Here is a 24867-nt window from a genome sequence, read left to right as displayed (position 1 = left end):
TGTGTGAATGACGTGATCTTGCCCAAAAGGCCATATATAGAATAGTCAAAAGATGCAGAAGAAAGCAGGCGGATTCCATGGGCAAGCTGATCAAGTTTCTGATTTACCTCGCAATTATCGGGTTCATCGGCCTTGCGGTCTATGCCTATGTGGGGCCCTTCTTCGGGGCGGACTTTGCACCACCCCAGGTCGAAATCCGCGAATCCGTGACGTTGGAGCAGCAATGATCCGATTTGTCAGGCAGCTAAGCGTTTTTTGCCTGATTGCCCTCCCCCTTGGTGTCGCCGCGCAAACCGCGGCGCAGAATGACCGGAACGCACCTTTGTCGGTGATCGACTGGCTCGGCGAACGTCCCAAGACGCCGCAACCGACGCGCAAGGCCCCCGTAAAGCCGGACGAGGCCCCCGTGGCGCAGACCGCGCTGCCCCCTGTCGTGACCGTGGCCCCCTTGGGCAAAGGCGGGCCGCGCGCCATCGGGTTGGTGCCAACCAAGGTGACAGGGCTGCCGCAGGATCTATGGACAGGCAGCACCGCGGAAGACATCGCGCATCAGCTTGACCGTCTGCCAGAGCTTCACCTGCCCGTGGCCCATTCATTGCTGTTTACCCTGCTGCTTGCGCAAGCAACCGCGCCGCAGGGGGACGCGAAACAGGGCGATGCGCTTGCCCTCGCCCGTGTGCGCACCTTGTTGGATGCTGCGGCGCTTGACCCTGCGATGTCGCTGATCGAACAGGCGGGCGTCGAGACCTCGCCGGATCACTTTGACCTCTGGATGCAGGTGAGCCTGCTTTTGGGCACAGAAGATCGTGCCTGCCTGCGGCTGAAGGACAAGCCCTTCCTGACAACGGATTATGGCGTGCGCATCCTTTGCGCTGCGCGGTCGGGGGAATGGGACACGGCGGCGCTGACGCTGGGGTCTGCCCAAGCGCTGGCGCTGCTGCCCGAAAGCGATCTGTCGTTGCTGGACCGGTTCCTCAACCCTGACCTCTACGAAGGGGCCGCGCCCCTGCCCGGCCCGCGCGAGATGACGCCGCTCAAGTTCCGGCTTCTTGAAGCGATCGGAGAGCCGCAGCCCACGCGGAACCTGACTGCCGCCTATGCGGTGGCCGATCTGCGCGATATCGCGGGCTGGAAGGCGCAGCTGGATGCGGCGGAGCGTCTGACCCGTATCGGGGCCCTGCCCGACAACCGGTTTCTGGGCATTTATACCGACCGTGAGCCTGCGGCCTCTGGCGGGGTGTGGGACCGTGTCGAAGCGCTCCAGCGGTTCGACACGGCCATGTCCAGCGGCAATACAGAGGCAATCGCCAAAGCCCTGCGCCCCGCGTGGCGCGCCATGCAGCAGGCCGAAACCGAAGTGACCTTCGCCACCCTCTATGCCGAGGATTTACAGGGCACCGACCTTAACGGTGCCAGCGCCGCCCTGCGGGACCGTATCCTGCTGCTGTCACCGCTTTACGAGCAGGTTGCCAACGCTGATGCGACACCGGCAGAGATTACATTCCTCTCGCAGATCGCGCGCGGCGAGGCCCCGAAAACCACGCCCGACATCCCCCACGCACAGGGGATTGCCAGCGCTTTCACGACCCCGACACCGCGCAAGGGGCTGGTCGAGATGGCACAGAACGGTCAGTTGGGCAGCGCTATCCTGCATACGATTGCGCTTCTAGAGGATGGTGCCCGCGGTGACACGGCTGCCCTGCGCGATGCGATCTCTACCCTAAGGGCCTTGGGGCTGGAAGATGCCGCACGCCGGGCTGCCCTGCAAACGTCTCTGCTGGAGCGGAACTGATGCAGACCGAATTGCTGCACTGGATTTCGACCTTCCTAGAGGCGCAGGCGGCGGAACTGGGCGCGGCCACGAACACGCAACTCGCCTATGGGCGCGACCTGAAGGATTTTGACAGTTTCCTCGCCCGCCGCGCATTGGATTTCGTCTCGGTCGGTCGCGCGGATATCGAAGCCTATCTGGTCTGGTGCGACGCGCAGGGGCTTGCCAAATCCACCCGCGCACGGCGGCTGTCGGCGATCAAACAGCTGTACCGTTTCGCATTTGAAGAAGGGTGGCGCACGGATAACCCCGCGATCCAGATTGCGGGTCCGGGGCAAGACAAACGTCTGCCCAAGGTGCTGTCGGAGGACGCGGTTGACCAGCTGCTCGACGCGGCGCGCCGCTCGGGGCGCAACACCTCGGACCAGCTGCGCAACACCTGTTTGATGGAGCTGCTCTACGCCACCGGCATGCGGGTGAGCGAGTTGGTGAGCCTTCGGGTCAGCGCGGCCCGCGGCGATCCGCGCTTGCTGTTGATTATGGGCAAAGGCGGCAAGGAACGTCTGGTGCCCTTGTCCGACCCCGCGCGCGAGGCGCTGGCGGCATGGCTGGTGCAGCGAGATAGAACCGACGAGGCCGCACAGGCCAAGGGCAAACCCGCGTCGATCTACCTCTTCCCCAGTCGCGGCAGCGCCGGATATCTGACGCGCCACCGCTTTTATCTGCTGATCAAGGAATTTGCCCTGACCGCCGGTGTTGATCCGTCCAAGGTTACCCCCCACACCCTACGCCACGCCTTTGCAACGCATCTGCTGGCCAATGGGGCCGATCTGCGGGCGATCCAGACGATGCTGGGGCACGCTGATGTCGCCACGACCGAAATCTACACCCATGTGCTAGAGGCACGTTTGTCCGAGCTGGTGCTGGAAAATCATCCGCTGGCCAAGGCGGCGCGGCGCAGTTCCGGCGGCAAGACATCCTCTGACGGCCAGTGACCCGTCTCTAGCGCCTTGTGGTAGCCTTGGGTCAGCCCCGCCTGCACCATCGCGCCGGCGGCGGCGGCATGGTCATAGTCAAGCCGGTGAAACAACACCTGCCCCGCATCAAGCACCGCAAAACGGGTCTGCGGTGCGCCATCGTTGGGCGGCATGCCGATGACACCGGCGTTGATCCACATCCCCCGCGCTGTCTGCCGTTCAAACGCCACCCCGCAGTGCCCTGCTATGATCCCGTCCACCGGACCGATGCTGCGCTCAACCGCCTGCCATTCCGCGTCAAACAGGGCCTCGGGCGAGACGGGCCAGATAAAGCGGGCGATATCGTGGTGCCCCCCGTGGATCACGGCATAGCGCTTTCCGGCGTGGTGAAAGCTGAGGATATCCGGCACCTGCCCCATCCAGTCGCGCTGCGCTTGGGTGATCTGCGCGCTGGCGTAGCCGTACCAGCCGACCGAAAGCAGATCGCAGGCGCTGCCATCCTCGAACCCGCAGCCGCAGTCCATCGCACCTGCGGCAAGCTGCTTTTCACAATTTCCCGCCACCACCGCGATGCCGCTGTCCTGCATCCTGTCGCTGACGGCATGGGCATCGGCGCAATAGGCTACCACGTCGCCGGTGCAAATCATCCGGTCCGACCCCACCCCTAAGGCCCGCGCGCGGTCAAACAGCGCGTCAAGCGCCTGCCGGTTGGAATATGGCCCGCCGAACAGCACAATCGGCCCGTTCAATTCTCCCAAATCTTGATGGTTCACCCTGCTCATCCCTTGAATGAAACCGCACACACGCCCATAACCCTATGAGCAAACGGATAAGGTATACTCACAAATGGACACGGCCCCCGCAATCCTAGACGGCGCATTTTGGATCAGCAGCGGTATCATCCTGTTCCTTCTGGTGCTTTCCGGCTTCTTCTCGGGGTCTGAAACGGCGCTGACGGCGGCATCGCGGGGCAAGCTGCGGGGTCAGGCGGATAAAGGGTCCAAGGGGGCGGAACGTGCGCTCAAGATCACCGAGGATAACGAGCGGCTGATCGGCTCTGTCCTGCTGGGCAACAATCTTGTGAACATTCTTGCAGCCTCGCTTGCGACGGCGCTGTTCACGCGGGTCTTTGGCGAATCCGGTGTGGCGCTGGCGACGCTGGTGATGACGCTGCTGGTTCTGATCTTTGCCGAGGTTCTGCCCAAGACCTATGCGATCACCAATGCTGAAACCGCCGCCGCAGCCGTGTCGCGGCCCATTGCGCTGGTGGTGCTGATCTTCAGCCCCGTGGTGTCAGCCGTGCGGTTTCTGGTCCGCGGCATCCTGCGCCTTTTCGGCGTGACGATCGACCCCGACAGCAACATCCTTGCCGTGCGCGAGGAAATCGCGGGGGCGCTCCAAATCGGCCGCTCTGAAGGGGTGGTAGAGAAGGAAGACCGCGACCGTATTCTAGGCGCGCTTGATCTGCGCGAACGCATGGTGGAAGAGGTCATGCTCCACCGGTCAGGGATCGAGATGATCGATGCCGCCGATGACCCTTCGCAGATCCTTGAACAGATCCTGGAAAGCAACCACACCCGCCTGCCCGTCTACCGCGACGATCCCGAGAACATCATCGGTGTGATCCATGCCAAAGACCTGCTGCGTGCCATGTACAAGCACATCAGCGGTGCCGAGGATGACAAACCGTTCAAGACGTTCAAAATCGCCGATATCGCGATGAAACCCTATTTCGTGCCCGAGACATCTACGCTGGACGAACAGATGCGCCAGTTCCTACGGCGCCGCACCCATTTTGCGCTGGTGGTGGATGAATATGGCTCGCTTCAGGGGTTGATCACGCTCGAGGATATCCTTGAAGAGATTGTGGGCGAGATCACCGATGAATTCGACCCAGATGCGGACCACGGCGTGACCAAGGCCGAGGACGGGCAATATTTCGTCGATGGGGCCATGACGATCCGCGACCTCAACCGCGCCACGGAATGGGACTTGCCCGACGAAGAGGCCAATACCGTCGCCGGTCTGGTGATCCACGAAGCGCAGATGATCCCGACGCCCAATCAGGTGTTCTCTTTCCACGGGTTCCGGTTCGAGGTCATCGCCCGCGATGGCAACCGGATCACACAGCTGAAAATCCGCCCCCTGTAAAAGCCGCCCTCAAGTGGTGTCGGTGTCATTGTCCATCTTTGGCGCGTCATCCTCGGTATCACTGTGCTTTACCGCGTCACGGACCGCATCGCGCACGTCTTGGCTGGCGCTTTCCATCAACTGCGCCCGGTCGGGTTCAAAGTCGATCTTGGCAAGCGCGCGTCTGAGGTGGCGCTCGGCAGCCTTGCGCGCGGCCATGCGTAGCCCCTCGTCAGGGTGCCGCATCAGGCCGTTCAGCGTGGCTTGAAGCCGCTGCTGCACCTCGACCACCGTACACCCGTCCCGCGCCAACGCGCCAAAAGCGTCCTGCATCAGGTCGGACGGGTCCAGCGGTGCGACATAGATGTGGTCCAGCACCTCGTCGCGGTCCCTTTCGGTCTCGTCCTCGTAAAAGCTCAGGATGCGGCCAATGCGGGTGATCACGTCGATCGCGGTGCCGGGGTCATTTACGCCGGGCGACAGCGCCTTTGACGCGACCTCTCCCATCACGATGAGACCAAAGCGCGGATCTTGGTCATAGGTCCGCAAATCGCCGATGGTGATACTGGCATTGATCCCTGCATGCAGCGTTTCATCGGTGTGTTCATCATCCTTGGGCTGCCCCACGCGATCGATCATCATCAAAGGTTCGTTGACGAAAACAAAGCTGCCGATGTTGCGCTTGAGGTAGATCTTTACCCCGTGGTTTTCCGCCACGGTATTCAACGCTTCGGGATAGATATGCTGGATATAGCCGTTTTCATCTGCGGTGAACGGCTTTGCACTGTCGGGAATATCACCGGTCAGCGGATTGGCCCCGAGGCAGGGATTATGCAGGCGTTCCTTGAAGGTGCGGCGTGTCTGATCCTCCACCTGTCGCGAGGTATCGATCAGGCTGCCAAAGGTCTGCAAATGCAGCACCCAGCGGATCAGGCTGAACACGATCACCGTCAGCACGATAACCGTCATCACGAACAACACGAAAGACCGTTTGTCGTCGAACACGCCAAGCTCGCGCAGGATGATGGCGATCAGCGCATAGACATAGGCCCCGATGAAGACGGCCAGCGTATTCTGGGTGGTGCGGTCCTGAACGATCAAGCGGTGAATGCGCGGCGTCCATTGGGTCGAGGTGCTGCGATATACAGTGACCATGACGCTAAGCGAAAAGGTGGTGACCGCAAGCATCGCGTTGGCGATGATCGACAGCAACCGGTCCGCCGCACTGCCGGTCAGATAGGTCGCGAGCGATTGCGGGATCCAGCGTTCGATCAACATGCTCAGCAGCAGCGACAAGACCGCCAACAACCCCATGATCAGCACCCGCACCCAAAGCTTGCGGCTGTACTCACGGCCCTTGCGGAGCAGTGTCGATGGCAAGAGGAAGTCAAAGTTCATAGGGTATATCCGCGTCATGAAGTGCCATGTTCAACAAGCTTGCGCGGAGATCACCTGGCTTACAAGCCCAACGCCCTATGCCGCCCGATGGTTCAAAAATGCAGGTCAAATCAGCGGGTGGGAGTGATGCTATGCTCTTACGGTGGATGGGAATTCTGGCTATGGTCGGTGTATGAGCCATGACATCCCCATCATCCTGCTGGCCGCGGGGCAATCCTCGCGGATGCGGGGGCGGGACAAACTGCAAGAGATCGTGGAGGGCGAACCCCTGCTGCGCCGACAGGCACGGATCGCGCGGGCGGCGACGCGAGGGGCGGTCATTGTGGCCCTGCCACCTGCGCCCCACCCTCGCTATGCGCTTGTGGCTGATATGGAGGTTGAAGCGCTCCCCGTTGCCGATGCGGCAGAGGGGATGAACGCCTCGCTCCGCGCGGGGTTTGCGGCCCTTCCCGCCGGTACGCCTGCCGCGATGGTGCTGCTTGCCGACCTGCCAGAGCTGACTGAAAATGACTTGAACACCGTCTTTCACGCCGTTGATATTAAATCAAATTACACGATATGGCGCGGTGCGACGGCGGATGGAAAGCCGGGTCACCCGACGGTATTTGCAGCCTGCCATTTTGATCATTTTGCACGGATGCAAGGTGACACCGGCGGGAAAGAGATCATTGCACAGGCCCAGGACCAGACGCTGCTGATCCCCCTGCCGGACAACCGCGCGCGACTGGACCTTGATACGCCCGAAGCATGGGCCGCATGGCGCGCGGCGCGCTGACCGGCCCCTAACCACGTACCCCTCAACACGAAAAAAACGGGACAGTCGCCTGCCCCGTTCTTCGCCCTGCACCCCCACAAGGGGATGCAGGCCTGTTGCTGCATATATTGTGGCGCTTACTTCGTCAGAAGTTTCGCCTCGTGCTTTTTCAGCGTGCGGCGCGCGGCGACATAGCCGTCCACCCCTTCGCGCGTTGCCAGTTCCGGGAAAAGCTCCAGGATCTCGTTGCGTTGCGCGTTGCCGACGCCTGCAAGGCTCATATCGCCCGGCTGGAAGCTTTCGGTCCATGTGCCGTCAGACAGGATCACCTCGTGCTGGTCGAACATCACGTGGATGTAGGTCGTGCCAGAGGTTTCCACGATATCAACACCTTCCAGACCGGTCAGGTGTTTCGCCGCGACCAGAACCTCGCGCTCTTCGAAGTAGAGCGCTGTCTTGTCGTTGGCCACCAGAACGCGGTGGTTGGGGCTGACCAGCATGTCACGCTCGGGCAGATTGTTGCCCAAAGCGCCCTGACGGATCAGAACCGGCAGCAGATGCGCTTTATGCGCCAGCTCTTGTCCGGTCATCTCGCGGGCACCGACCCAGCGGATTTCCTGGATACCGTTGTCACGGGTGATGACACGGTCGCCCACCACCAGATCTTCGACCCGACGTTCCCCTTTCGGCGTAGCGATCAAGGTGCCCGGCGTGAAGCAGGGAATGATCTCTTCGATGTTGGTGAAGTCGAGACGACCGGTCTCAGTGCCGGACGCATCCGTAAAGACGATTGTACCGTCGATGCCATCGTTGGGGCTGTCGCCGTCGATTGTGTCACCGGCATCATTATCCGGCGTGACGTTTTCAAGACGATAACCGCCGCCGGGGCTCAGCGCGCCTCTCAGATCAATGACGTCGTAGTCGGAGGCATCTGTGCCGGCACCGCCGTCGATGGTGTCGCCACCGTTGACGTTGGTAAAGGTATCGCGCCCGTCGTTACCTTGCAGGCTGTCATTGCCCGCGCCACCGCTGATGATGTCGTCGCCGCCACCTGCGCTGATGGTATCGTCGCCTTCACCGCCTTCGATGGTGTCGTTGCCAAAGCCACCAAGCAGGCTGTCGTCGCCGTCGCCGCCGTCGATGCTGTCGTTGTCCTCACCGCCGTCGATGGTGTCGTCACCCTCGCCACCGAACAAGATGTCGTCGCCGCGCACACCGCTGATGGAGTCGTCACCGGTCCCACCGTCTACGGTATCATTGTCACCGGCCGCGATGATCGTGTCGTTTCCGGCCCCCCCGAGGATGGAGTCATCGCCAAAGCCCCCAAGGATGGAGTCATCGCCGTCACCGCCGTCGATAGTGTCATCGCCCTGACCACCGTCGATGGTGTCGTTCCCGGCACCGCCTTTAACGTCGTCGTTGCCATTGCCCGCGAGGATGGAGTCGTCACCGTCCCCCCCATCAATCTCATCATGGCCCTGTGCGCCGCGGATGGTGTCGTTGCCTTGACCGCCCAAGATCGTATCGTCGCCCTGACCGCCATCCAGGCTGTCATCGTCAATGCCACCGTCGATGTAGTCGTCATCGGCACCACCGAGGATGGTGTCGTTGTCGTCTTCACCGTACAGCACGTCATTGCCGGCACCGCCTTCGATATAGTCCTTGCCGTTGTTCGGCTGCGGATCGGTGGCGTCGACTTCCTCGCCCTCGTAGCCGGCGATCGGTTCGTTACCAAAGCCACCATAGATGGTGTCATTGCCTTCGCCGCCATACAGGCTGTCGGACCCGTGGCTGCCGATGATGCTGTCGTCGCCGTCGTCGCCGTAGACCTCATCGTCATCGATACCCGCGTTGATCGAATCGTCGCCCGTACCGCCGTAGATGGTGTCAGAGTCGTCGCCGGTGCGGATCGTATCGTTGCCGCTGCCGCCATCGACGAAATCACGACCATCGTCCTTGTTCGGATCTCCGGAGTTGAAGAATGGGTTGGGTCGCCCACCGACGGTCGGCTGATCATTTGCATAATCAGAGAAGGTGTCGATACCCGCTTCGATCAGATCGTCACCGTCACCGCCATAGATTTCGTCCGCACCTTGGACATCCGTGATGGTGTCGTTGCCGCTGCCGCCATAGATGGTGTCGTTGTCGATGCCGCCTTCGATAACATCATCATCGTCGCCACCGTCGATATAGTCGGCATCATCGCCGCCATCAATCGTATCATTCCCTGCGCCGCCGATCAGCGTGTCTTTGTCGTCGTTGGGGTTGGTATCCTGATCAAAGGGTGTGGAGACCAAAGGAACGTCCGTGTCGGGCACGCCAATCGCACCGGGCTTGTTGCCAATCAGTACGTCGTCACCCTCACCACCGACGAGGGAGTCGTTGCCGTCACCACCGATCAGGCTGTCATCATATTTACCACCGTCGATGGTATCATTGCCGCCCTGGCCATCGATGGTATCATCACCACCGCCGGCGTTCACCACGTCGTTGCCGTCACCGGTCAAGACATTTTCATCACCGCCAGAGCCTGTGACCGTATCGTCACCGCCACCCAGTTCGAGTCTCTCGATCTCCGAGAATTCGGTGGTGCCGGACCCGTTGGTCAGTGTCCCTTCCTCTTTATCGGTGAAAGTGACCGTCAGGTCGTCATCCACAGCCGTACTGTCGATCACATCGCCGTCGGTTTCGCCGCTTTCGCCGCCGATGATAACGTCGTTATCGACGCCATCGGTCAGCGTGAACGTGTCGTCGCCCGACCCGCCGTCAACGGTATCGTCGCCCAACCCGCTGTCGATCGTGTCGTCGCCACCGTTACCAAAGATCGTATCGTTGATCCCGTCGGTGCCGTCGATCTGGTCGCCTTGGGCATCGGTGTAGCCCGGGGCCATATCCTCGCCACTGTCCAGACCATCAACCGGACCGGCCATCTCTTCGCCGATGATGTTTTCGATCTCGGTGAATTTGAACGAGCCCGCGGATGTGCCGTCGGCGTTGTACAGATCAACCGTACCGTTCTGACCATTGCCGTTGCTATCTGGTTCCAGATCACGCAAGCGGAAATTGAGGCCAGTCAGATCAAGCGTGTCATCGTCGGTGTTCAGCGCAGGGTCGGCATTGAAGCCGCCGGCACCACCGTCAACCGTATCGCCATCGGTGCCGCCAAAGATCGTATCCTTGCCCGCGCCGCCGCTAATGTTGTCTTTGCCTTCGCCGCCAGTGAGCTGGTCATCACCGTCGCCGCCGATCAACGTATCGTTATCATCGCCGCCAAACAGCGTGTCATTGCCTGCGCCGCCGTCGATCAGGTCATCGCCGTCGTCGCCCATCAGCAGGTCATTGCCGGCACCACCGTCAACGCCGCCCACGGGTGCGTCGAAATAGACGTCGGTGATGTTGATGCCCGCGTGGTTCCCGGGCGACAGGCTTTGATCCATCGTGTGGGTAATCTCGAGGTATTCGACCGGGCCTTCGATGTTCACTAGGGCAGAGTGGTAGGGATCGGTATCGGGGCCATTACCCCCGCCGCTGATCAGGGTTTCGTAACCGCCAACGCCGTCTTGGTTGTGGGCATTGATGCCGCTGCCTGCATCGACCTTGATCGGCGTCCGTGTCCCATCGGGACCAACCGCCACGATGACGACTTTCGACGCGTTATCAATGTCATTGATGCGGAAGCTGATGTTGGTCACATCCTTGGAGAAATCCAAACGATAGGTCGCGCTCTCGCCATCCTGGTTCGCCAGCGAGGCCAAAGAGCTGTTGGCATTGGTCGCCTGACCGTCGCCAGTGATCGAATGCACCTTTTGCTGGTCCGTCGAGAATGTCGTCTCGGGTGTTTCATTGCTGCCCGTGACCGAGAAGGTCACATTGACGTTGCCCGTGTCCTGAACAAAGCCACCGCCCAGATTGTCGTTATTATCGACAGCAGAGGTATCGTGGGGGTCTGGTGCCTTGTCCCACTCAAAGCTCTCACGCTCTGTCGTGCCGCCGGGCGTAGAGGCGCCGCCGGTGTTGTTGTCGCCATAGATCGTGTCATTGCCAGTGCCACCGGAAATGGTGTCATCGCCGTGGTTGCCCTCGATCGAATCGTGGCCCGCGTTGCCTTCGATGCTGTCGTTGCCGCCTTCACCAAAGATCGTGTCGTTGCCATTCCCGCCGGTCAGCACATCGTCGCCACCAACGGTGCCATCGGTTGGGGACGTGCTGTCATCGCTCACGGTATAGGTTTTGGCGATGTGGTCGTATTTGATCGATGGCAGGTTAGAGTTGTGGCTGACGAAATCGTAGGATTTGCCGACTTCCAGCGGTTTGTCTGTCACGAAACCGACGGCATCGTCGCCGTCAAAGTTCACGACGTAGACTGTCACATCCTGCGAGGAATCTACTGCGCCTTCGGGGCGCACAATATAGGAATACTCGGGGATGATCTTGTCACCGGAGTTTTCGGTATTGTCATCCAATTTGGTGGTTTTCGCCAAGGTTTGCGAGTTGTCGTTGTCATTCAACTTATCGTCGTCATCATTGATGCCAACCGCGACAGGTGCTGAATTTTCGTTGATGGTGAACGACTTGCCAGACAGATCGCCGGAGCCCACATCGCTATTCTGGAAGGGGCTTGAACCGCCAGCCACCGTCACATTTGCCAGATCCCACGTCAGAACGGTATGATCCGCACCCGACACAGGCTCAACAGTCTTCGAGACGGGCTGCGCTTTGGTCAGGCCGGCGCTATCGCCAAAGATGATGTCATCGCCTTCGCCGCCGTGCAGCGTGTCGTTGCCGACAGTGCCGTCGTCATCCGCCAGCAAGGCCGCGGGGTTGTCAAAGAACACGTCGGTTACATTGACGCCCGAGTTGCCGCTTGTGGCACCGGTGTGGATGAACTCGATCCGCGATACGGGACCGTCGATGGACACGTTGACGGAATACTTGCTCGACGAGGGGGAATCGTCGCCGCCCTCGCTGGTCGCCGTGTCCACGCCAAACTTGCCGTCACTGTCCGTCAGCTTCACTTTGCCGGAGCTGCTGTTGGCGATCATATCGACGTCGATCATCTTGCCGGATGCGTCGTAGGCCAGCACTTTCACAGCGCCTCTGTTGTCGATGTCGTTCACATTGAACGACACATTGCCAACGGCCTCGTCAAACCGCAGTTCGAACTTTGTTTCGCCGGTGCAGTTGGCCAGCGATTCAAAGGAGCTGTTATCGTTCACGCCGTGGGCATCGCCCTCGACATTGCCGGTGAACTGTTTGCTATCGCTGAATTCCTGGTCCGCATTGTTCTTCGGCGAAAAGCTCTTGAGCTCGAATGTGACGTTGACGGTGCCGGTATTCTGGGTGAACCCGCCCTTGAGGTTATCATTGTCGTCGATCGCGGAGCCGTCCCCAGATGGGTCAGGTGCCTTGGACCATTCAAAGCTTTCGCGGGTGTCGCCGTAGTTGCCCTTGGTCGCGCCATCACCGATCAGGATGTCGTTGCCCTTGCCCCCGTCAACATAATCATTGCCCGACCCTGCAACGACCGTATCATTCCCCAAACCCGCGTTGACCGTATCATTGCCGCCACGTGCGAGGATGATGTCATCATTGGACCCGACGTTGCCGAAGACCGCGTCGTTACCGTCAACACGGTCTCCGCTTGGGTCATCATTATAGCTGGCGTCGATCTTGTTGCCCTGCTGGTTACCGTCCACGATCCCGTTCGGCCCGTCGGCCGGAGCCTCGGTCGCGGTTTTCTCGGCCTCGGCAGTCGAGGTTTTTCCAAAGAGCCACAGTTTATTCAAAAAGATGGTCATATCGGTCGTCTCCAAAATCAGGTCAGGCACGCTACGGTTGTACCGTCAGCCGTAAAACTAGGGTGCCCAGTCATGGGCGAAGCTTATTAATTCACATGGCACCAATTCTGTGCCGGGGTACTAAGGCGGGACAAAGCAACGCCCTGCCCGCGACGCTGCTGCAATGAGACATACGGCGCGCGGACGGGTGCATCGCGTGACACGCCCAAATCTGCAGCCGTTTGGATACGGGTCATTTGTGTTCTTGATGTGATCCAAAAACGGCGCTTCGGGGAAGAAATCAAGACGGTGTCGGCAGCGGCGGAGCAACGCAGAGTTGCAACATCACCCATACCCGAACGGTCCGGCAGTCGTGGTCTGTAGATACAGTTTCCCATCAGTTTCTCCTCCTTCCGCCAACGTGGCGGGCCGTTAAAAAACGGCGCACAATACCCCTAACAAAGCTCCGCGGTCACAGACGACACACAAAGAACTCTACCGTCCTGAAGGGAGGATCAGCCGAAGACAGCTGCCCGCTGCCGCGCAACCGGCAGTGGTATATTCATCGGCTCTTAAGAGCCAAGCGAACACATCTTCCCCGCACAACATGTGCGTTCGATGCGGTCGCCCCCGAAACCTAAAAAACTTTGCCCCCCAGTTGGGCACGTTCTTATTACCTACCCGTTGACGTTGCTGGAAGGAAAAAATGGCAAGAATTCGCAGACGCGCCTCTTTTCCGCCTTTTTTGACTCGACGGCGGCGCGGAATATGCACTCATAGGTAGCATATTGTTTCTCATCTCAGGGCGCGAATTTCGATGGAGCGGATGCTTTCCGGGGTTTTTCACTTAATTTTAATGATTTCCCAAACCCAGCCCTCGGCACTGTTTCGCAGGCAGACACAATAAACCATCTTTGCGATTAAATTCGGCGTGGCGGGACTGTGGCGGCGCGTAAATTCGCGATTTGGAACCAATAGCTTGCGACCGCGCCCATTTTTTCGAAAACGCCGCCAGTTTGCCAGCGCGAAACCGAATCGCAATACCACCTAAAGGATAGTCTTCGGTACCTCAGGTGGGATGCCATATGCCGATTATTTAGGCCCGACACCATAAGTTTGACACGAGGACATGCGTTTGAGCGAACATCTGCCGCTACAACCGCAAGAGGGTATTTTGGTCAAATTCGCAGCAAAATCCCACTGTCTCATGATGTTAGGGGGTGATATTTACCGCGCGACAAGTATGCTGATCCAACAGATACAGGAACATGGCGTCGTCACTTGGCCTCTGCCACCACCAGAAGAAGCGTTTGATGAGCAGTCGGAAAATCAAGAATATGGAAGAGTTTGCCGCCGTCAGCGGGATCTCCCGTCCGACGCTTTCCAAGTTCTTCAACGACCCCACAAGCGTGCGTAGCAGCACCCGCAAACGGGTTGAGGCAGCGCTGGACCGATATGACTATCGGCCCAATCTTTACGCCATGAACCAGAACCGCCGTTTGACCAAGAACATCGGCGTCGTGGTGCCGCATCTGGCCGACCCTTTCTTTGCCAAGATTGCCCGCACGATCGAAGAGCACATCTTGCGGCAGGGCTTCCGGCCCGTTCTGCTCGGGTCGCACGGCAGCCCCGAGATGGAGCTGGAGAACTTGGAAAACCTGCGCATGTTGAAACCGGCGGGCGTATTGCTGGCCGCTTTCGGGCGCAGTTCTGATCACGCGCAGATCCAGACCTTTACCGAAGAGGTCCCTACCGTCCTGTTCGATGCGAACATCGAAAAGGTCGGTAAGGCGTTCATAGGCTCCAACAATGAACAAAGCGTTGATCTGATCGTTGACTATCTGTGCCGCACGGGCGAGCCGCCTGCCTTTTTCGAGATGAAAGACCCGATGAACCCCAACGCATATAAACGGCGGGCGGCCTATGTCAGGGCGATGGAACGTCTGGGCCAGACACCGCATCTGATCCAGGTCGGTGGCGAGGGATGGGAATTCGAAGAGATCGGGTTTCGCGAAGGCACCCGCGTGATCCGCGACCGGAGCCTGCCGTCGAAAACAATACTGTGCAGCAACGACCGTTTGGCCATCGGGCTGTTGTCCGCCATTTTCGAGGCGGGGATGAGCGTCGGGATCGAGGCAGGCCACGACTTCCGCGTCGCGGGCCATGACGACCATCCTTTCTCGCGCTTCACCTGCCCACGTCTAACCACCGTGTCCCAAGACTACGAAGCCATTGCCGAGAAAAGCGCGACCACCCTGCTGGCGCTGATCGAGGCAGATGATTCTCTTGATTCGCGTACAGAGACGCTGTTTGACGGCAAGCTTGTGCTCAGGGGATCTGCCTAGGCAATTGAAAACAAGCACCTAAATCGCAAAACTAGACGCGCGTAAAATTCAAATTGACGCGAGTTCATCAATAGCCGTAAGCTTGTCGCTAACATCTCATCAGGGAGGTAGAAGATGTTTGTTTTGAACGCGTTTCGAACGGCGACCGCCATTTCACTTTTGACGGCAGCCGCTGCTTCTGCGGATACGATCACAATTGCTACAGTCAACAACGGCGATATGATCCGGATGCAGGGTTTTACCGATGATTTTACTGCCAAAACCGGCCACGAGGTCGAATGGGTCACGCTGGAGGAGAATGTCCTGCGTCAACGTGTGACCACGGACATCACCACCAAAGGTGGGCAGTTCGACATCATGACCATCGGCATGTACGAGACCCCGATCTGGGGCAAGCAAGGCTGGCTGGTTCCGCTGGACGATCTGTCGGCGGAATATGACACCGACGACATCCTGCCCGCGATGCGCGGCGGTCTGAGCGTCGACGGCACGCTTTATGCGGCCCCTTTCTACGGCGAAAGCTCCATGATCATGTACCGTAAGGACCTGATGGAGAAAGCCGGACTGGAGATGCCCGACGCGCCCACATGGGAATTCGTCGCTGAAGCCGCCCGCGCCATGACCGACCGTGACGCCGGCATCAACGGCATCTGTCTGCGTGGCAAGGCCGGTTGGGGCGAGAATATGGCGTTCCTCACCGCGACAGCAAACGCCTTTGGGGCACGCTGGTTCGACGAAAGCTGGGGCGCGCAGTTTGACCAGCCCGCATGGAAAGAAACGCTTGAGTTCTATGTGAACCTGATGAACGACGCGGGCCCTCCGGGTGCGGCGAACAACGGGTTCAACGAAAACCTGTCGCTGTTCCAGCAGGGCAAATGCGGCATGTGGATCGACGCGACTGTTGCGGCGTCCTTTGTGACCAACCCAACAGATTCCACCGTCGCGGATCAGGTCGGCTTTGCGCTGGCACCTGACACCGGCAAAGGCAAACGCGGCAACTGGCTGTGGGCTTGGGCGCTTGGCATCCCTGCTGGCACCGATAACGAAGCCGCCGCGAAAGAATTCATCGAATGGGCCACGTCCAAAGAGTATCTTGAGCTGGTCGCCGAGAAAGACGGTTGGGCAAATGTTCCTCCCGGCACGCGGACATCGCTGTACGAAAACGCCGAATACAAAAAGGTGCCTTTCGCGCAGATGACACTGGACAGCATCCTGTCGGCTGATCCCACCGCGCCAACCGTGGATCCGGTGCCCTACGTCGGTGTGCAGTTTGCAGCTATCCCGGAGTTTGCAGGCATCGCCACACAGGTCGGACAAGAGTTCTCTGCCGCGCTGGCAGGACAACAGTCCGTCGATGAAGCCCTGGCCAACGCACAAGCGTTGACCACCGATGAGATGGAAGCCGCCGGCTACTGATCTGATCGCCCTCGGGGTCAGTCAGCAAAGCTCCCCCTTGCTGACTGGCCCCTTTTTTCCAACACGTGCATGATCGTCCGGGACGGCCCTAGCCCGTCAACGGAGGAGGTATATTCAATGGCAACGCAACACTCACGATCGGCCGCCCGTCTGATGATGGCCCCCGCTGTCGTGCTGCTTCTGGGATGGATGCTCGTCCCCCTGACGATGACGCTGTATTTTTCCTTTCGCAAATACCTGCCCCTGCGCGGCGGTGATCTGGGGTGGGTCGGCTTTGACAACTACGTCCGCTTCGTATCGTCCAGCGCCTTCTGGCCGTCGGTTCAGGCGACACTGGTGATCGTGGGCGGCGTCCTGTTCATCACCGTCGTTCTGGGTGTGTTGCTGGCCGTGTTGCTGAACCAGCCGATGTGGGGTCAAGGGATCGTTCGGATCCTCGTGATTGCACCGTTCTTCGTGATGCCGACCGTATCGGCGCTGGTCTGGAAGAACATGTTCATGGATCCGGTTAACGGGCTGCTCGCCCACCTGTGGGGCCTGTTTGGGGCTGAACCGCTGGTGTGGCTGACCGAAGCCTCGACGCAATCCATCATTCTGATTGTCAGCTGGCAGTGGCTGCCCTTTGCGACGCTGATCCTGCTGACCGCAATCCAGTCGCTGGACAGTGAACAACTGGAGGCCGCCGAGATGGACGGCGCATCGCCCGTCAAACGCTTTGGTTTCATCACTCTGCCCCACCTGTCGCGGGCGATCACGGTGGTGGTGCTGATCCAGACGATCTTTTTGCTCTCTATCTTTGCCGAAATTTTCGTGACCACCCAAGGCGCCTTTGGCACCAAAACCCTGACCTATCTGATCTTCCAGCGTGTGCTGGAAAGCCAGAACATCGGGCTCGGCTCTGCCGGCGGTGTCTATGCCATCATCCTCGCCAATATCGTTGCCATCTTCCTGATGCGCATGGTTGGCAAGAACCTCGACGCATAAGGAGCCCGTCATGGCACGTGCAACGACCACACAACGCAAGGCTCTGAACACCGCACTCGCATGGGGCGTCGGGCTGCTGATTTTCTTCCCGATCCTCTGGACCATCCTGACCAGCTTCAAGACCGAAGCCCAGGCGATTGCAGACCCGCCGGTATTCCTGTTCTTTGACTGGACACTAGAGAACTACGCCGCGGTGCAGGAACGCTCGAACTACGGCCGGTTCTTGTGGAATTCGGTGGTGATCGCGGGGGGCTCTACCGTTCTGGGCATCCTGATCGCCGTTCCCGCCGCCTGGTCGATGGCCTTTGTCCCCTCCAACCGGACCAAAGATATCCTGCTGTGGATGTTGTCCACAAAGATGCTGCCAGCGGTCGGGGTGCTGTATCCGATCTACCTCATCTTTATCAAAATGGGTCTGCTGGACAGCAAGCTGGGGCTGGTCGTGGTGCTGATGCTGATCAACCTGCCGATCATCATCTGGATGCTTTACACCTACTTCAAGGAAATCCCCGGAGAGATCCTCGAGGCAGCCCGTATGGATGGTGCCAGCCTGCGCGAAGAGGTGCTGTATATCCTCACGCCGATGGCGATCCCCGGCATCGCCTCCACGCTGCTTCTGAACGTGATCCTCGCCTGGAATGAAGCCTTCTGGACCCTCAACCTCGCCGCCGCCAAGGCGGCCCCTTTGACGGCCTTTATCGCCAGCTATTCCAGCCCCGAAGGGTTGTTCTACGCCAAGCTTAGCGCGGCCTCGACCATGGCCATCGCGCCGATCCTCATCCTTGGCTGGTTCAGCCAGAAACAACTTGTCAGCGGCCTGACCTTTGGCGCAGTGAAATAAGGAAGCAACACCATGGGACGCATCACATTAGACAAGGTTTCCAAGCGCTTCGGTGACGTCGAAGTCATCCCACCGCTGGACCTGACCATCGAAGACGGCGAATTCACCGTGTTTGTCGGCCCCTCGGGCTGCGGCAAATCTACCCTGCTGCGCCTAATTGCAGGGCTCGAAGATACCTCGGGCGGGCAAATCCGCATCGACAAACAGGACGCCACCCATGTGCCCCCCGCCAAGCGCGGTCTGGCGATGGTGTTCCAGTCCTACGCGCTGTATCCGCATATGTCCGTGCGCAAGAACATCGCCTTTCCGATGCGCATGGCGGGCATACCCGTGGACGAACAGAACCGCCGCATTGATGCCGCGGCGAAAGCGCTGAACCTGACCGCCTATCTGGACCGCAAACCCGGCCAGCTGTCGGGCGGGCAACGCCAGCGTGTGGCGATTGGCCGGGCGATTGTCCGCGAACCCGCGGCCTTCCTGTTCGACGAACCGCTGTCCAACCTTGACGCTGCCTTGCGCGTGGGTATGCGGCTTGAAATCTCCGAGCTGCATAAACGGCTTGAGACGACGATGATCTATGTGACCCATGATCAGGTCGAAGCGATGACCATGGCCGACAAGATCGTGGTGCTTCAGGCCGGTGTGATCGAACAGGTCGGCTCCCCGCTTGAGCTTTACCACACACCCCGAAACACCTTTGTTGCGGGCTTTATCGGCTCGCCCAAGATGAACCTGATCTCGGGCCCCGAGGCGGCCAAACACGGTGCGCATACCATCGGCATCCGCCCGGAACACATCGACGTATCGACAACCGAAGGCACCTGGAGCGGCGTCGTCAAAGTGTCGGAGCATTTGGGATCGGACACGTTCTTCCACGTCTATGACACCGGCCTGACCGAGATGATGACCGTCCGTGCCCGCGGCGAAGTGGGCTTGCGCCACGGCGACCGAGTGTTCCTGACCCCGCGCGAGGACTCGCTTCACCGCTTCGACGCCAACGGCCTACGCATCGCATGAAGCGCCGCGCGCCCCTGCCCTTTAACTTTGCTTCCTACGAAAGCGGTCTCATGAATGAACCGACCATAACAAACACCGACGCGCCGCCTCCGGTGCCGCTGTCCCTGGATCGCCTTGGTGACCTGCCCGCCCGTATTGGTACGCCCGATTACGATCGCGCCGCGCTCTCTGCGGGGATCATCCACATCGGTCTGGGAAATTTCCACCGCGCCCATCAGGCGTGGTATCTGCACAAGCTGATGCAGCAGGGTCTGGCGCAGGACTGGGCACTGATCGGTGCTGGCGTGCGGGCCTATGACAGCGCGATGCGCGACAAGCTTAAAGCGCAGGACTATCTGACCACCTTGATCGAGCTTGCCCCCGGTCGTGTCACGGCAGAGGTCGTCGGCTCTATGATCGACTACACCCCTATCGCCGAAGACAACGCGCCGCTGATTGCCGCGATGGCAGATCCCGCGATCCGCATCGTGTCGCTGACCGTGACCGAGGGCGGTTATTTCATCGACCCCGAAACCGGCGGGCTTGATCTGACCCACGCCGATATCCAGCATGACCGCGCTCAGCCCGATCAGCCCAAGACGGTTTTCGGCGCGATCATTGCAGCGCTCAAGCTGCGGCGCGATGCGGGCCACGGTCCGTTCACGGTCCAAAGCTGCGACAACCTACGCGGCAATGGCACCGCCACGCGCCAGGCGGTCGTGACCCTCGCCCGCCAAAGCGACACGGCGCTTGCCCAGTGGATCGAACAAAACTGCAGCTTCCCGAACTCTATGGTGGATTGCATCGTGCCCGCCACCGGCCCTGACGAAATCGCGCTGGCGCAAAGCCTTGGCGTCGATGACGCGGCACCGGTAACCCACGAGAACTACCGCCAATGGGTGATCGAAGACGACTTCTGCGCCGGACGCCCCGACTGGGACAAGGCGGGGGCGATCTTTACCGACGCGGTGCATGACTACGAGGCGATGAAAATCCGCATCCTCAACGCAGGGCATCAGGTCTTGGCCAACGCCGGAGAGTTGCTGGGCTTGGAAACCATCGCCGATTGCATGGCGCACCCGTTGACCTCTGCCATGTTCCGCAAGATCGAGGCCGAAGAAATTGCGCCTTACGTCGCCCCCGTGCCCGGTCAAGAACCAGCGGCCTATGTGGATTTGATCGCCAAACGTTTCGCCAACCCCGCGATCCGCGACACCACACGGCGCGTGGCTTTTGACGGGTCATCACGACATCCGGGGTTTGTCCTGCCGGTCCTGCGCGACGCCTTGGCGGCCAAGGGCAGTTGCTCCGGTCTGGCCCTGGTAGAGGCGCTATGGGCCCGTATGTGTGCAGGCACCCGCATGGACGGGACAGAGATCGAGCCGAACGACCCGCAGTGGGCGCGCCTCAACGCTGTGGCCCTGGCCGCGCGCGAAGCGCCGCAGCTCTGGCTTGCGCAGCGGCATATCTATGGCGATCTGGCCGAGCATCAGGCCTTTGCCGAGGCGTTTGAACACTGGCTCTCGCTCATCTGGGCAGAAGGCTGCGAGGCCGCGCTTGCGGTCTATACCGATCAGCCGGATGTGGCCGCCGCATTGGCTGGTGACCGCGCGGGGACCGGGCAATGATCCTGTGTTGCGGGGAGGCATTGATCGATATGGTCGCGGCCCCGTCGCTCGACGGGCCGGACGGGTTTGTGCCCCATTCGGGCGGCGCGGTCTTTAACACCGCTATCGCGCTTGGCCGATTGGGGGCCCGCGCGGGCATGCTTACCGGATTGTCGCGCGATATGTTCGGCGATCAGCTCGCCGATGCGCTGAAGGCCAGTGACGTGGACACCACGCATATCATTCGCTCTGTCCGTCCTAGCACATTGGCTTTTGTGAAACTTGAAGATGGGCAGGCAAGCTATTCATTCTTCGACGAAAACTCCGCCGGTCGGATGATCCGCCCCGAGGATATGCCAGAGCTGCCGAGCGATATCACCGCGCTTTTCTTTGGCGGTATCAGCCTTGCCAGCGATCCCAGTGCCAGCGCCTATGCAGCTTTGCTGGAACGTCAGGGCGGGTCGCGGGCGGTGATGATCGACCCCAACATCCGCCCCCTCTTCATCACTGACGCAGAGGGCTACCGCCGCCGGATGGCGGCGATGATCAGCCAGGCGGATATCGTCAAAGTCTCGGACGAGGATCTGGATTGGCTGAACACCGCCCCGTTGACGCAGGCCGAAAAGATCAGCGCAATGCTCGACACCGGCCCGTCGGTCGTGATCGTCACCCAAGGGGCCGCGGGTGCCATAGCAACGCTTGCAGACGGCACATCCATCACGGTGCCCGCGGTAAAGACCAACGTCGTCGATACAATCGGTGCCGGTGATACGTTCAATGCGGGATTTCTGGCGAAGCTGTCCGAACTGGACCTGCTGACGCCGGAAGCCCTTGGCACGCTTGATCCCGACGCTTTGCGCGACGCAATGACATATGGCGCCCGCGTCGCCGCCATCACAGTGTCACGCGCCGGTGCCAACCCGCCTTGGGCGAACGAGCTTTAACGCAGACCACACCCCCAGACGGACCCTTTCACAAAGCCGCGCAGCACGACCCTGCGCGGTTTTTGACATGCAACGGACAAAATGACGCGACATCGCCAAGGCTGCAAAAGCAACCTTCACACCTATCGACGATCAAAACTGAATTTTACGGAAAGCCTTGCAAGAACAAGGTGGTACCCAAGGCCGGACTCGAACCGGCACGCCTCGCGGCGGGGGATTTTGAATCCCCTGCGTCTACCATTCCGCCACTTGGGCACAATGGGGGTCTGTTACCGTGCCACGCGCCCCACGGCAAGAGCAATTTTACCGCTTTTGCTTGACCCCGTCCGATTGTTCTGGTGTTGCCATTGAACAGAAAACAATACCGGAGACCGCAGTATGATCCGACGGCTATATGACTGGGTTCTGGGCCTGGCAAACCACCCGCACGCGCTTTGGGCCCTTGCGGTTGTGGCATTCCTTGAAAGCTCTGTTTTTCCCATTCCGCCGGATGTGCTGATGATCCCGATGATCCTTGCGCGCCCGAACCGCGCATGGCTGATCGCGGGGATCGCGCTGGTCGCGTCGGTCTTGGGGGGCCTGCTGGGATACGCCATTGGCGCGCTGGCATTTGAACAATTGGGCCAACCGATCCTTGCCAGCCTTGGCAAAGGCGACGCGATGGCGGCATTCTCGGACCGGTTCAACGGCGTCGGCTTCTGGGCTGTGCTGACTGCGGGCGTCACGCCCTTCCCCTACAAGGTGATCACAATCATGTCGGGGTGGACGGGGATGCCGCTGGCGACCTTTATCGTGACCTCGATCCTTGCACGCGCGCTGCGGTTCTTCATCGTGGCGGCGCTGCTGTGGAAATTTGGCGCACCCATCCGCGACTTTATTGAACGCCGTCTGCCTTTGGTATTTACGGTATTTGTCGTGCTGCTGTTCGGCAGCTTTTTCTTGCTGAGGTACCTGTGATGACGCGAAACACCTATGTCCTGATTGCTACGCTGGGGTCTGCTGCGCTGCTGTTGGGGGCCTTTGGGTTCCAACACATCGGCGGCTATGCGCCTTGCAAAATGTGCCTGTGGCAGCGGTGGCCCCATGCAGCGGCGATCCTGATCGGGGTGATCGTTCTCTTTGGTGCGCCGCGGGCGTTGATCTGGCTGGGCGCGCTGTCGGTGGCGATCACGGGGCTGATCGGGGTTTATCATGCGGGGGTGGAATGGAAATTCTGGCCCGGTCCGTCGTCCTGCACCGGCGGCGGTATGGACCTAGGCGCGATGAGCGGTAGCGATCTTCTGTCTACCAGCGCGCCCTCCGGTCTGGTCATGTGTGATGACATCGTATGGCAGCTTTTCGGCCTATCCATGGCGGGTTGGAACGCTGTCATTTGTGCCATCCTGCTGGCGTTCTGGGCCTCTGCCGCGCGCACGCCGCGCTGAACCATCTCGCAGGCCGCAGCCCTAGGAGGCGGCCTGCCCTGCTTTTCGCGTCTTGAGCAAAAGGCTCGTCTCGCTCGCGACCACCCCGTCTAGCTTGCGGATGCGGGCCAGAACCTCGTCGAACTCCTCAAGCGTTTTGGTGCCGATCTCGACGATCACATCCCATCTGCCATTGGTCGAATGCACGGCACGCAACGCCGCCATACCGGCCAGCGTGCGGGTGATGCGGTCAGCGCCGCGGCCCTCGATCTCGATCATCATCAATCCGCGCACCGGATCGGCCCGCACGTCCGAGCGCGTCACGACGGTAAAGCCCAGGATCTCTCCGCTTTGTTGCAAACGGGCGAGACGCGCACGCACGGTGGTACGTGACAGCCGCAAGGCCGCCGCCAGATCAGACAGAGACGCCCGCGCGTCGTCGCGCAGCGCTGCCAGAATTGCTTCGTCCGTTGTGTCCATCTTAGCTGTCCAGTTTGGTCAAATTATCTCCGATTTGGTCACTTTAGATGATTGTTTCTGACCAGACCAGCTAGATATCGTCTTGGAAACGTTGACAAAAGGATCTCACCCATGTCTGGACAAAACTGTATTCTTCTTGGGGCCCCGCTGGATAGCGGCAAGCGCCGGTTGGGCTGTCTGATGGGCCCCGATGCCTATCGCACCGCAGGATTGGCGGGCGCGCTGACCGACCTGGGCCATAGCGTCACAGACCGTGGCAATGTCGCGCCTGCGCCCTTCACGCCCGGAAAGCATCCGAAACTGCACGCGCTTGAGGAAACCATCGCCTGGACTCACAGTCTGGCCGAGGCCACCCAAGCCGCCTTGCAGGACGGCACTCCGATCATCATGGGCGGCGATCATGCGCTTGCCTCCGGCACCGTGTTGGGCGCGATGCGCCATGCGCAGGCACTAGAACGCCCCCTGTTTGTGCTGTGGCTGGACGCGCATAGCGATTTCCACACGCCCGAAAGCACCGACAGCGGCAACCTGCACGGCACGCCTTTGGGCTATGTGACAGGGCGCGAGGGCTTTGATGCCTTCCCCGATCTGCCCTACCCGCTGCCCCACGATAATATCGCCATCATCGGCCTGCGCTCTGTCGACGCGGCAGAGCGTGCGGCCCTGCAGGAAACCACTATCCAGCGCGTCGACATGCGCGAGATCGACGAGACGGGCATCGCCACGCCGCTGAACACCTTCCTCGAAAAGGTCGCTGCGGCGAACGGGATGCTGCATGTCTCGCTTGATGTGGATTTCCTTGATCCGTCCGTTGCCCCCGCGGTTGGCACGACCGTCCCCGGCGGTGCGACCGTGCGCGAAGGCCATCTGGTGATGGAAATGCTCCATGACAGCGGGCTGATGACTTCGCTTGATCTGGTAGAGCTAAACCCATTCTTGGATGAACGGGGCCGCACCGCGCAGCTGATGGTCGATCTGGCCGCCTCTGCCTTTGGCCGCCGCGTATTCGACCGTCCCACCCGCGCCTATTGATTTGAGTAAAGG

Annotated in this window: 19 protein-coding genes and 1 tRNA gene; 15 read left to right on the top strand and 5 right to left on the bottom strand. The window is 60.2% G+C overall.

Annotated features, from left to right (window positions below; all coding sequences use genetic code 11):
• Nucleotides 1–77 precede the first annotated feature (77 nt).
• Genes AB1495_RS13340 through AB1495_RS13330 form a run of 3 tightly spaced genes read left to right on the top strand, consistent with a single transcriptional unit; the run spans nt 78 to nt 2766 of the window.
• Complete coding sequence (locus tag AB1495_RS13340; RefSeq protein WP_005853380.1) at nt 78–227, top strand: hypothetical protein; 150 nt, start codon at nt 78–80, stop codon at nt 225–227.
• On the top strand, nt 224–1792 hold the full coding sequence (locus AB1495_RS13335; protein ID WP_074634970.1) for a hypothetical protein: 1569 nt from the start codon (nt 224–226) through the stop codon (nt 1790–1792). The genes AB1495_RS13340 and AB1495_RS13335 overlap by 4 nt, the downstream gene beginning before the upstream one ends.
• On the top strand, nt 1792–2766 hold the full coding sequence (locus AB1495_RS13330; protein WP_074634971.1) for a site-specific tyrosine recombinase XerD: 975 nt from the start codon (nt 1792–1794) through the stop codon (nt 2764–2766). The genes AB1495_RS13335 and AB1495_RS13330 overlap by 1 nt, the downstream gene beginning before the upstream one ends.
• Here AB1495_RS13330 and AB1495_RS13325 read toward each other — a convergent pair.
• A complete protein-coding gene (locus AB1495_RS13325; RefSeq protein ID WP_074634972.1) occupies nt 2703–3530 on the bottom strand; it encodes a metallophosphoesterase in 828 nt (275 codons plus the stop codon). The two genes, AB1495_RS13330 and AB1495_RS13325, sit on opposite strands and share 64 nt — an antisense overlap.
• Nucleotides 3531–3594: 64 nt before the next feature.
• Here AB1495_RS13325 and AB1495_RS13320 point away from each other — a divergent pair, with 64 nt between their 5' ends.
• Nucleotides 3595–4899: an HlyC/CorC family transporter gene (locus tag AB1495_RS13320; RefSeq protein WP_064215721.1), complete on the top strand. Its 1305-nt coding sequence runs from the start codon at nt 3595–3597 to the stop codon at nt 4897–4899.
• Nucleotides 4900–4908: 9 nt separating this feature from the next.
• Here the strand turns inward: AB1495_RS13320 and AB1495_RS13315 are convergent, their stop codons facing one another.
• Complete coding sequence (locus AB1495_RS13315; RefSeq protein WP_074634973.1) at nt 4909–6276, bottom strand: DUF2254 domain-containing protein; 1368 nt, start codon at nt 6274–6276, stop codon at nt 4909–4911.
• A 172-nt stretch (nt 6277–6448) separates the two neighbouring features.
• On the opposite strand from AB1495_RS13315, the gene AB1495_RS13310 reads away from it, so the two are divergent.
• On the top strand, nt 6449–7051 hold the full coding sequence (locus AB1495_RS13310) for an NTP transferase domain-containing protein (RefSeq protein WP_074634974.1): 603 nt from the start codon (nt 6449–6451) through the stop codon (nt 7049–7051).
• Nucleotides 7052–7167: 116 nt separating this feature from the next.
• Here the strand turns inward: AB1495_RS13310 and AB1495_RS13305 are convergent, their stop codons facing one another.
• Nucleotides 7168–12828, bottom strand: coding sequence for a Hint domain-containing protein (locus tag AB1495_RS13305; RefSeq protein WP_244268846.1), 5661 nt, complete (start codon nt 12826–12828; stop codon nt 7168–7170).
• A 1292-nt stretch (nt 12829–14120) separates the two neighbouring features.
• On the opposite strand from AB1495_RS13305, the gene AB1495_RS13300 reads away from it, so the two are divergent.
• The 7 genes from AB1495_RS13300 to AB1495_RS13270 all read left to right on the top strand — a co-directional run bounded on the left by AB1495_RS13300 (nt 14121) and on the right by AB1495_RS13270 (nt 21940).
• Nucleotides 14121–15152, top strand: a complete 1032-nt coding sequence (locus AB1495_RS13300; RefSeq protein WP_005853365.1) for a LacI family DNA-binding transcriptional regulator — start codon at nt 14121–14123, stop codon at nt 15150–15152.
• A gap of 114 nt (nt 15153–15266) precedes the next feature.
• Complete coding sequence (locus AB1495_RS13295; RefSeq protein ID WP_074634976.1) at nt 15267–16568, top strand: sugar ABC transporter substrate-binding protein; 1302 nt, start codon at nt 15267–15269, stop codon at nt 16566–16568.
• Between the two features lie 117 nt (nt 16569–16685).
• Nucleotides 16686–17552: a carbohydrate ABC transporter permease gene (locus AB1495_RS13290; RefSeq protein WP_005853360.1), complete on the top strand. Its 867-nt coding sequence runs from the start codon at nt 16686–16688 to the stop codon at nt 17550–17552.
• A 10-nt stretch (nt 17553–17562) separates the two neighbouring features.
• The gene (locus AB1495_RS13285) at nt 17563–18393 is read left to right on the top strand and encodes a carbohydrate ABC transporter permease (RefSeq protein WP_074634977.1); all 831 of its coding nucleotides are present in this window, start codon (nt 17563–17565) and stop codon (nt 18391–18393) included.
• 12 nt (nt 18394–18405) lie between these two features.
• The gene (locus AB1495_RS13280; RefSeq protein WP_064215727.1) at nt 18406–19410 is read left to right on the top strand and encodes an ABC transporter ATP-binding protein; all 1005 of its coding nucleotides are present in this window, start codon (nt 18406–18408) and stop codon (nt 19408–19410) included.
• Nucleotides 19411–19460: 50 nt separating this feature from the next.
• The gene (locus AB1495_RS13275) at nt 19461–21017 is read left to right on the top strand and encodes a mannitol dehydrogenase family protein (protein WP_244268848.1); all 1557 of its coding nucleotides are present in this window, start codon (nt 19461–19463) and stop codon (nt 21015–21017) included.
• The gene (locus AB1495_RS13270) at nt 21014–21940 is read left to right on the top strand and encodes a carbohydrate kinase (protein WP_074634979.1); all 927 of its coding nucleotides are present in this window, start codon (nt 21014–21016) and stop codon (nt 21938–21940) included. The genes AB1495_RS13275 and AB1495_RS13270 overlap by 4 nt, the downstream gene beginning before the upstream one ends.
• A 171-nt stretch (nt 21941–22111) precedes the next feature.
• Here AB1495_RS13270 and AB1495_RS13265 read toward each other — a convergent pair.
• A tRNA-Leu gene (locus AB1495_RS13265) sits at nt 22112–22195 on the bottom strand.
• Between the two features lie 123 nt (nt 22196–22318).
• On the opposite strand from AB1495_RS13265, the gene AB1495_RS13260 reads away from it, so the two are divergent.
• On the top strand, nt 22319–22897 hold the full coding sequence (locus AB1495_RS13260) for a YqaA family protein (protein WP_009826966.1): 579 nt from the start codon (nt 22319–22321) through the stop codon (nt 22895–22897).
• On the top strand, nt 22897–23364 hold the full coding sequence (locus AB1495_RS13255) for a disulfide bond formation protein B (RefSeq protein WP_074634980.1): 468 nt from the start codon (nt 22897–22899) through the stop codon (nt 23362–23364). The genes AB1495_RS13260 and AB1495_RS13255 overlap by 1 nt, the downstream gene beginning before the upstream one ends.
• Nucleotides 23365–23385: 21 nt before the next feature.
• Here the strand turns inward: AB1495_RS13255 and AB1495_RS13250 are convergent, their stop codons facing one another.
• A complete protein-coding gene (locus AB1495_RS13250; protein ID WP_037944188.1) occupies nt 23386–23823 on the bottom strand; it encodes an Lrp/AsnC family transcriptional regulator in 438 nt (145 codons plus the stop codon).
• A 111-nt stretch (nt 23824–23934) separates the two neighbouring features.
• Here AB1495_RS13250 and rocF point away from each other — a divergent pair, with 111 nt between their 5' ends.
• Nucleotides 23935–24855, top strand: coding sequence for an arginase (gene rocF / locus AB1495_RS13245; protein WP_074634981.1), 921 nt, complete (start codon nt 23935–23937; stop codon nt 24853–24855).
• Nucleotides 24856–24867 lie beyond the last annotated feature (12 nt).

This window comes from Sulfitobacter pontiacus (genome assembly GCF_040790665.1).
Taxonomy (GTDB): Bacteria; Pseudomonadota; Alphaproteobacteria; order Rhodobacterales; family Rhodobacteraceae; genus Sulfitobacter; species Sulfitobacter pontiacus.
This window is presented reverse-complemented; position numbering and strand designations above follow the sequence as displayed.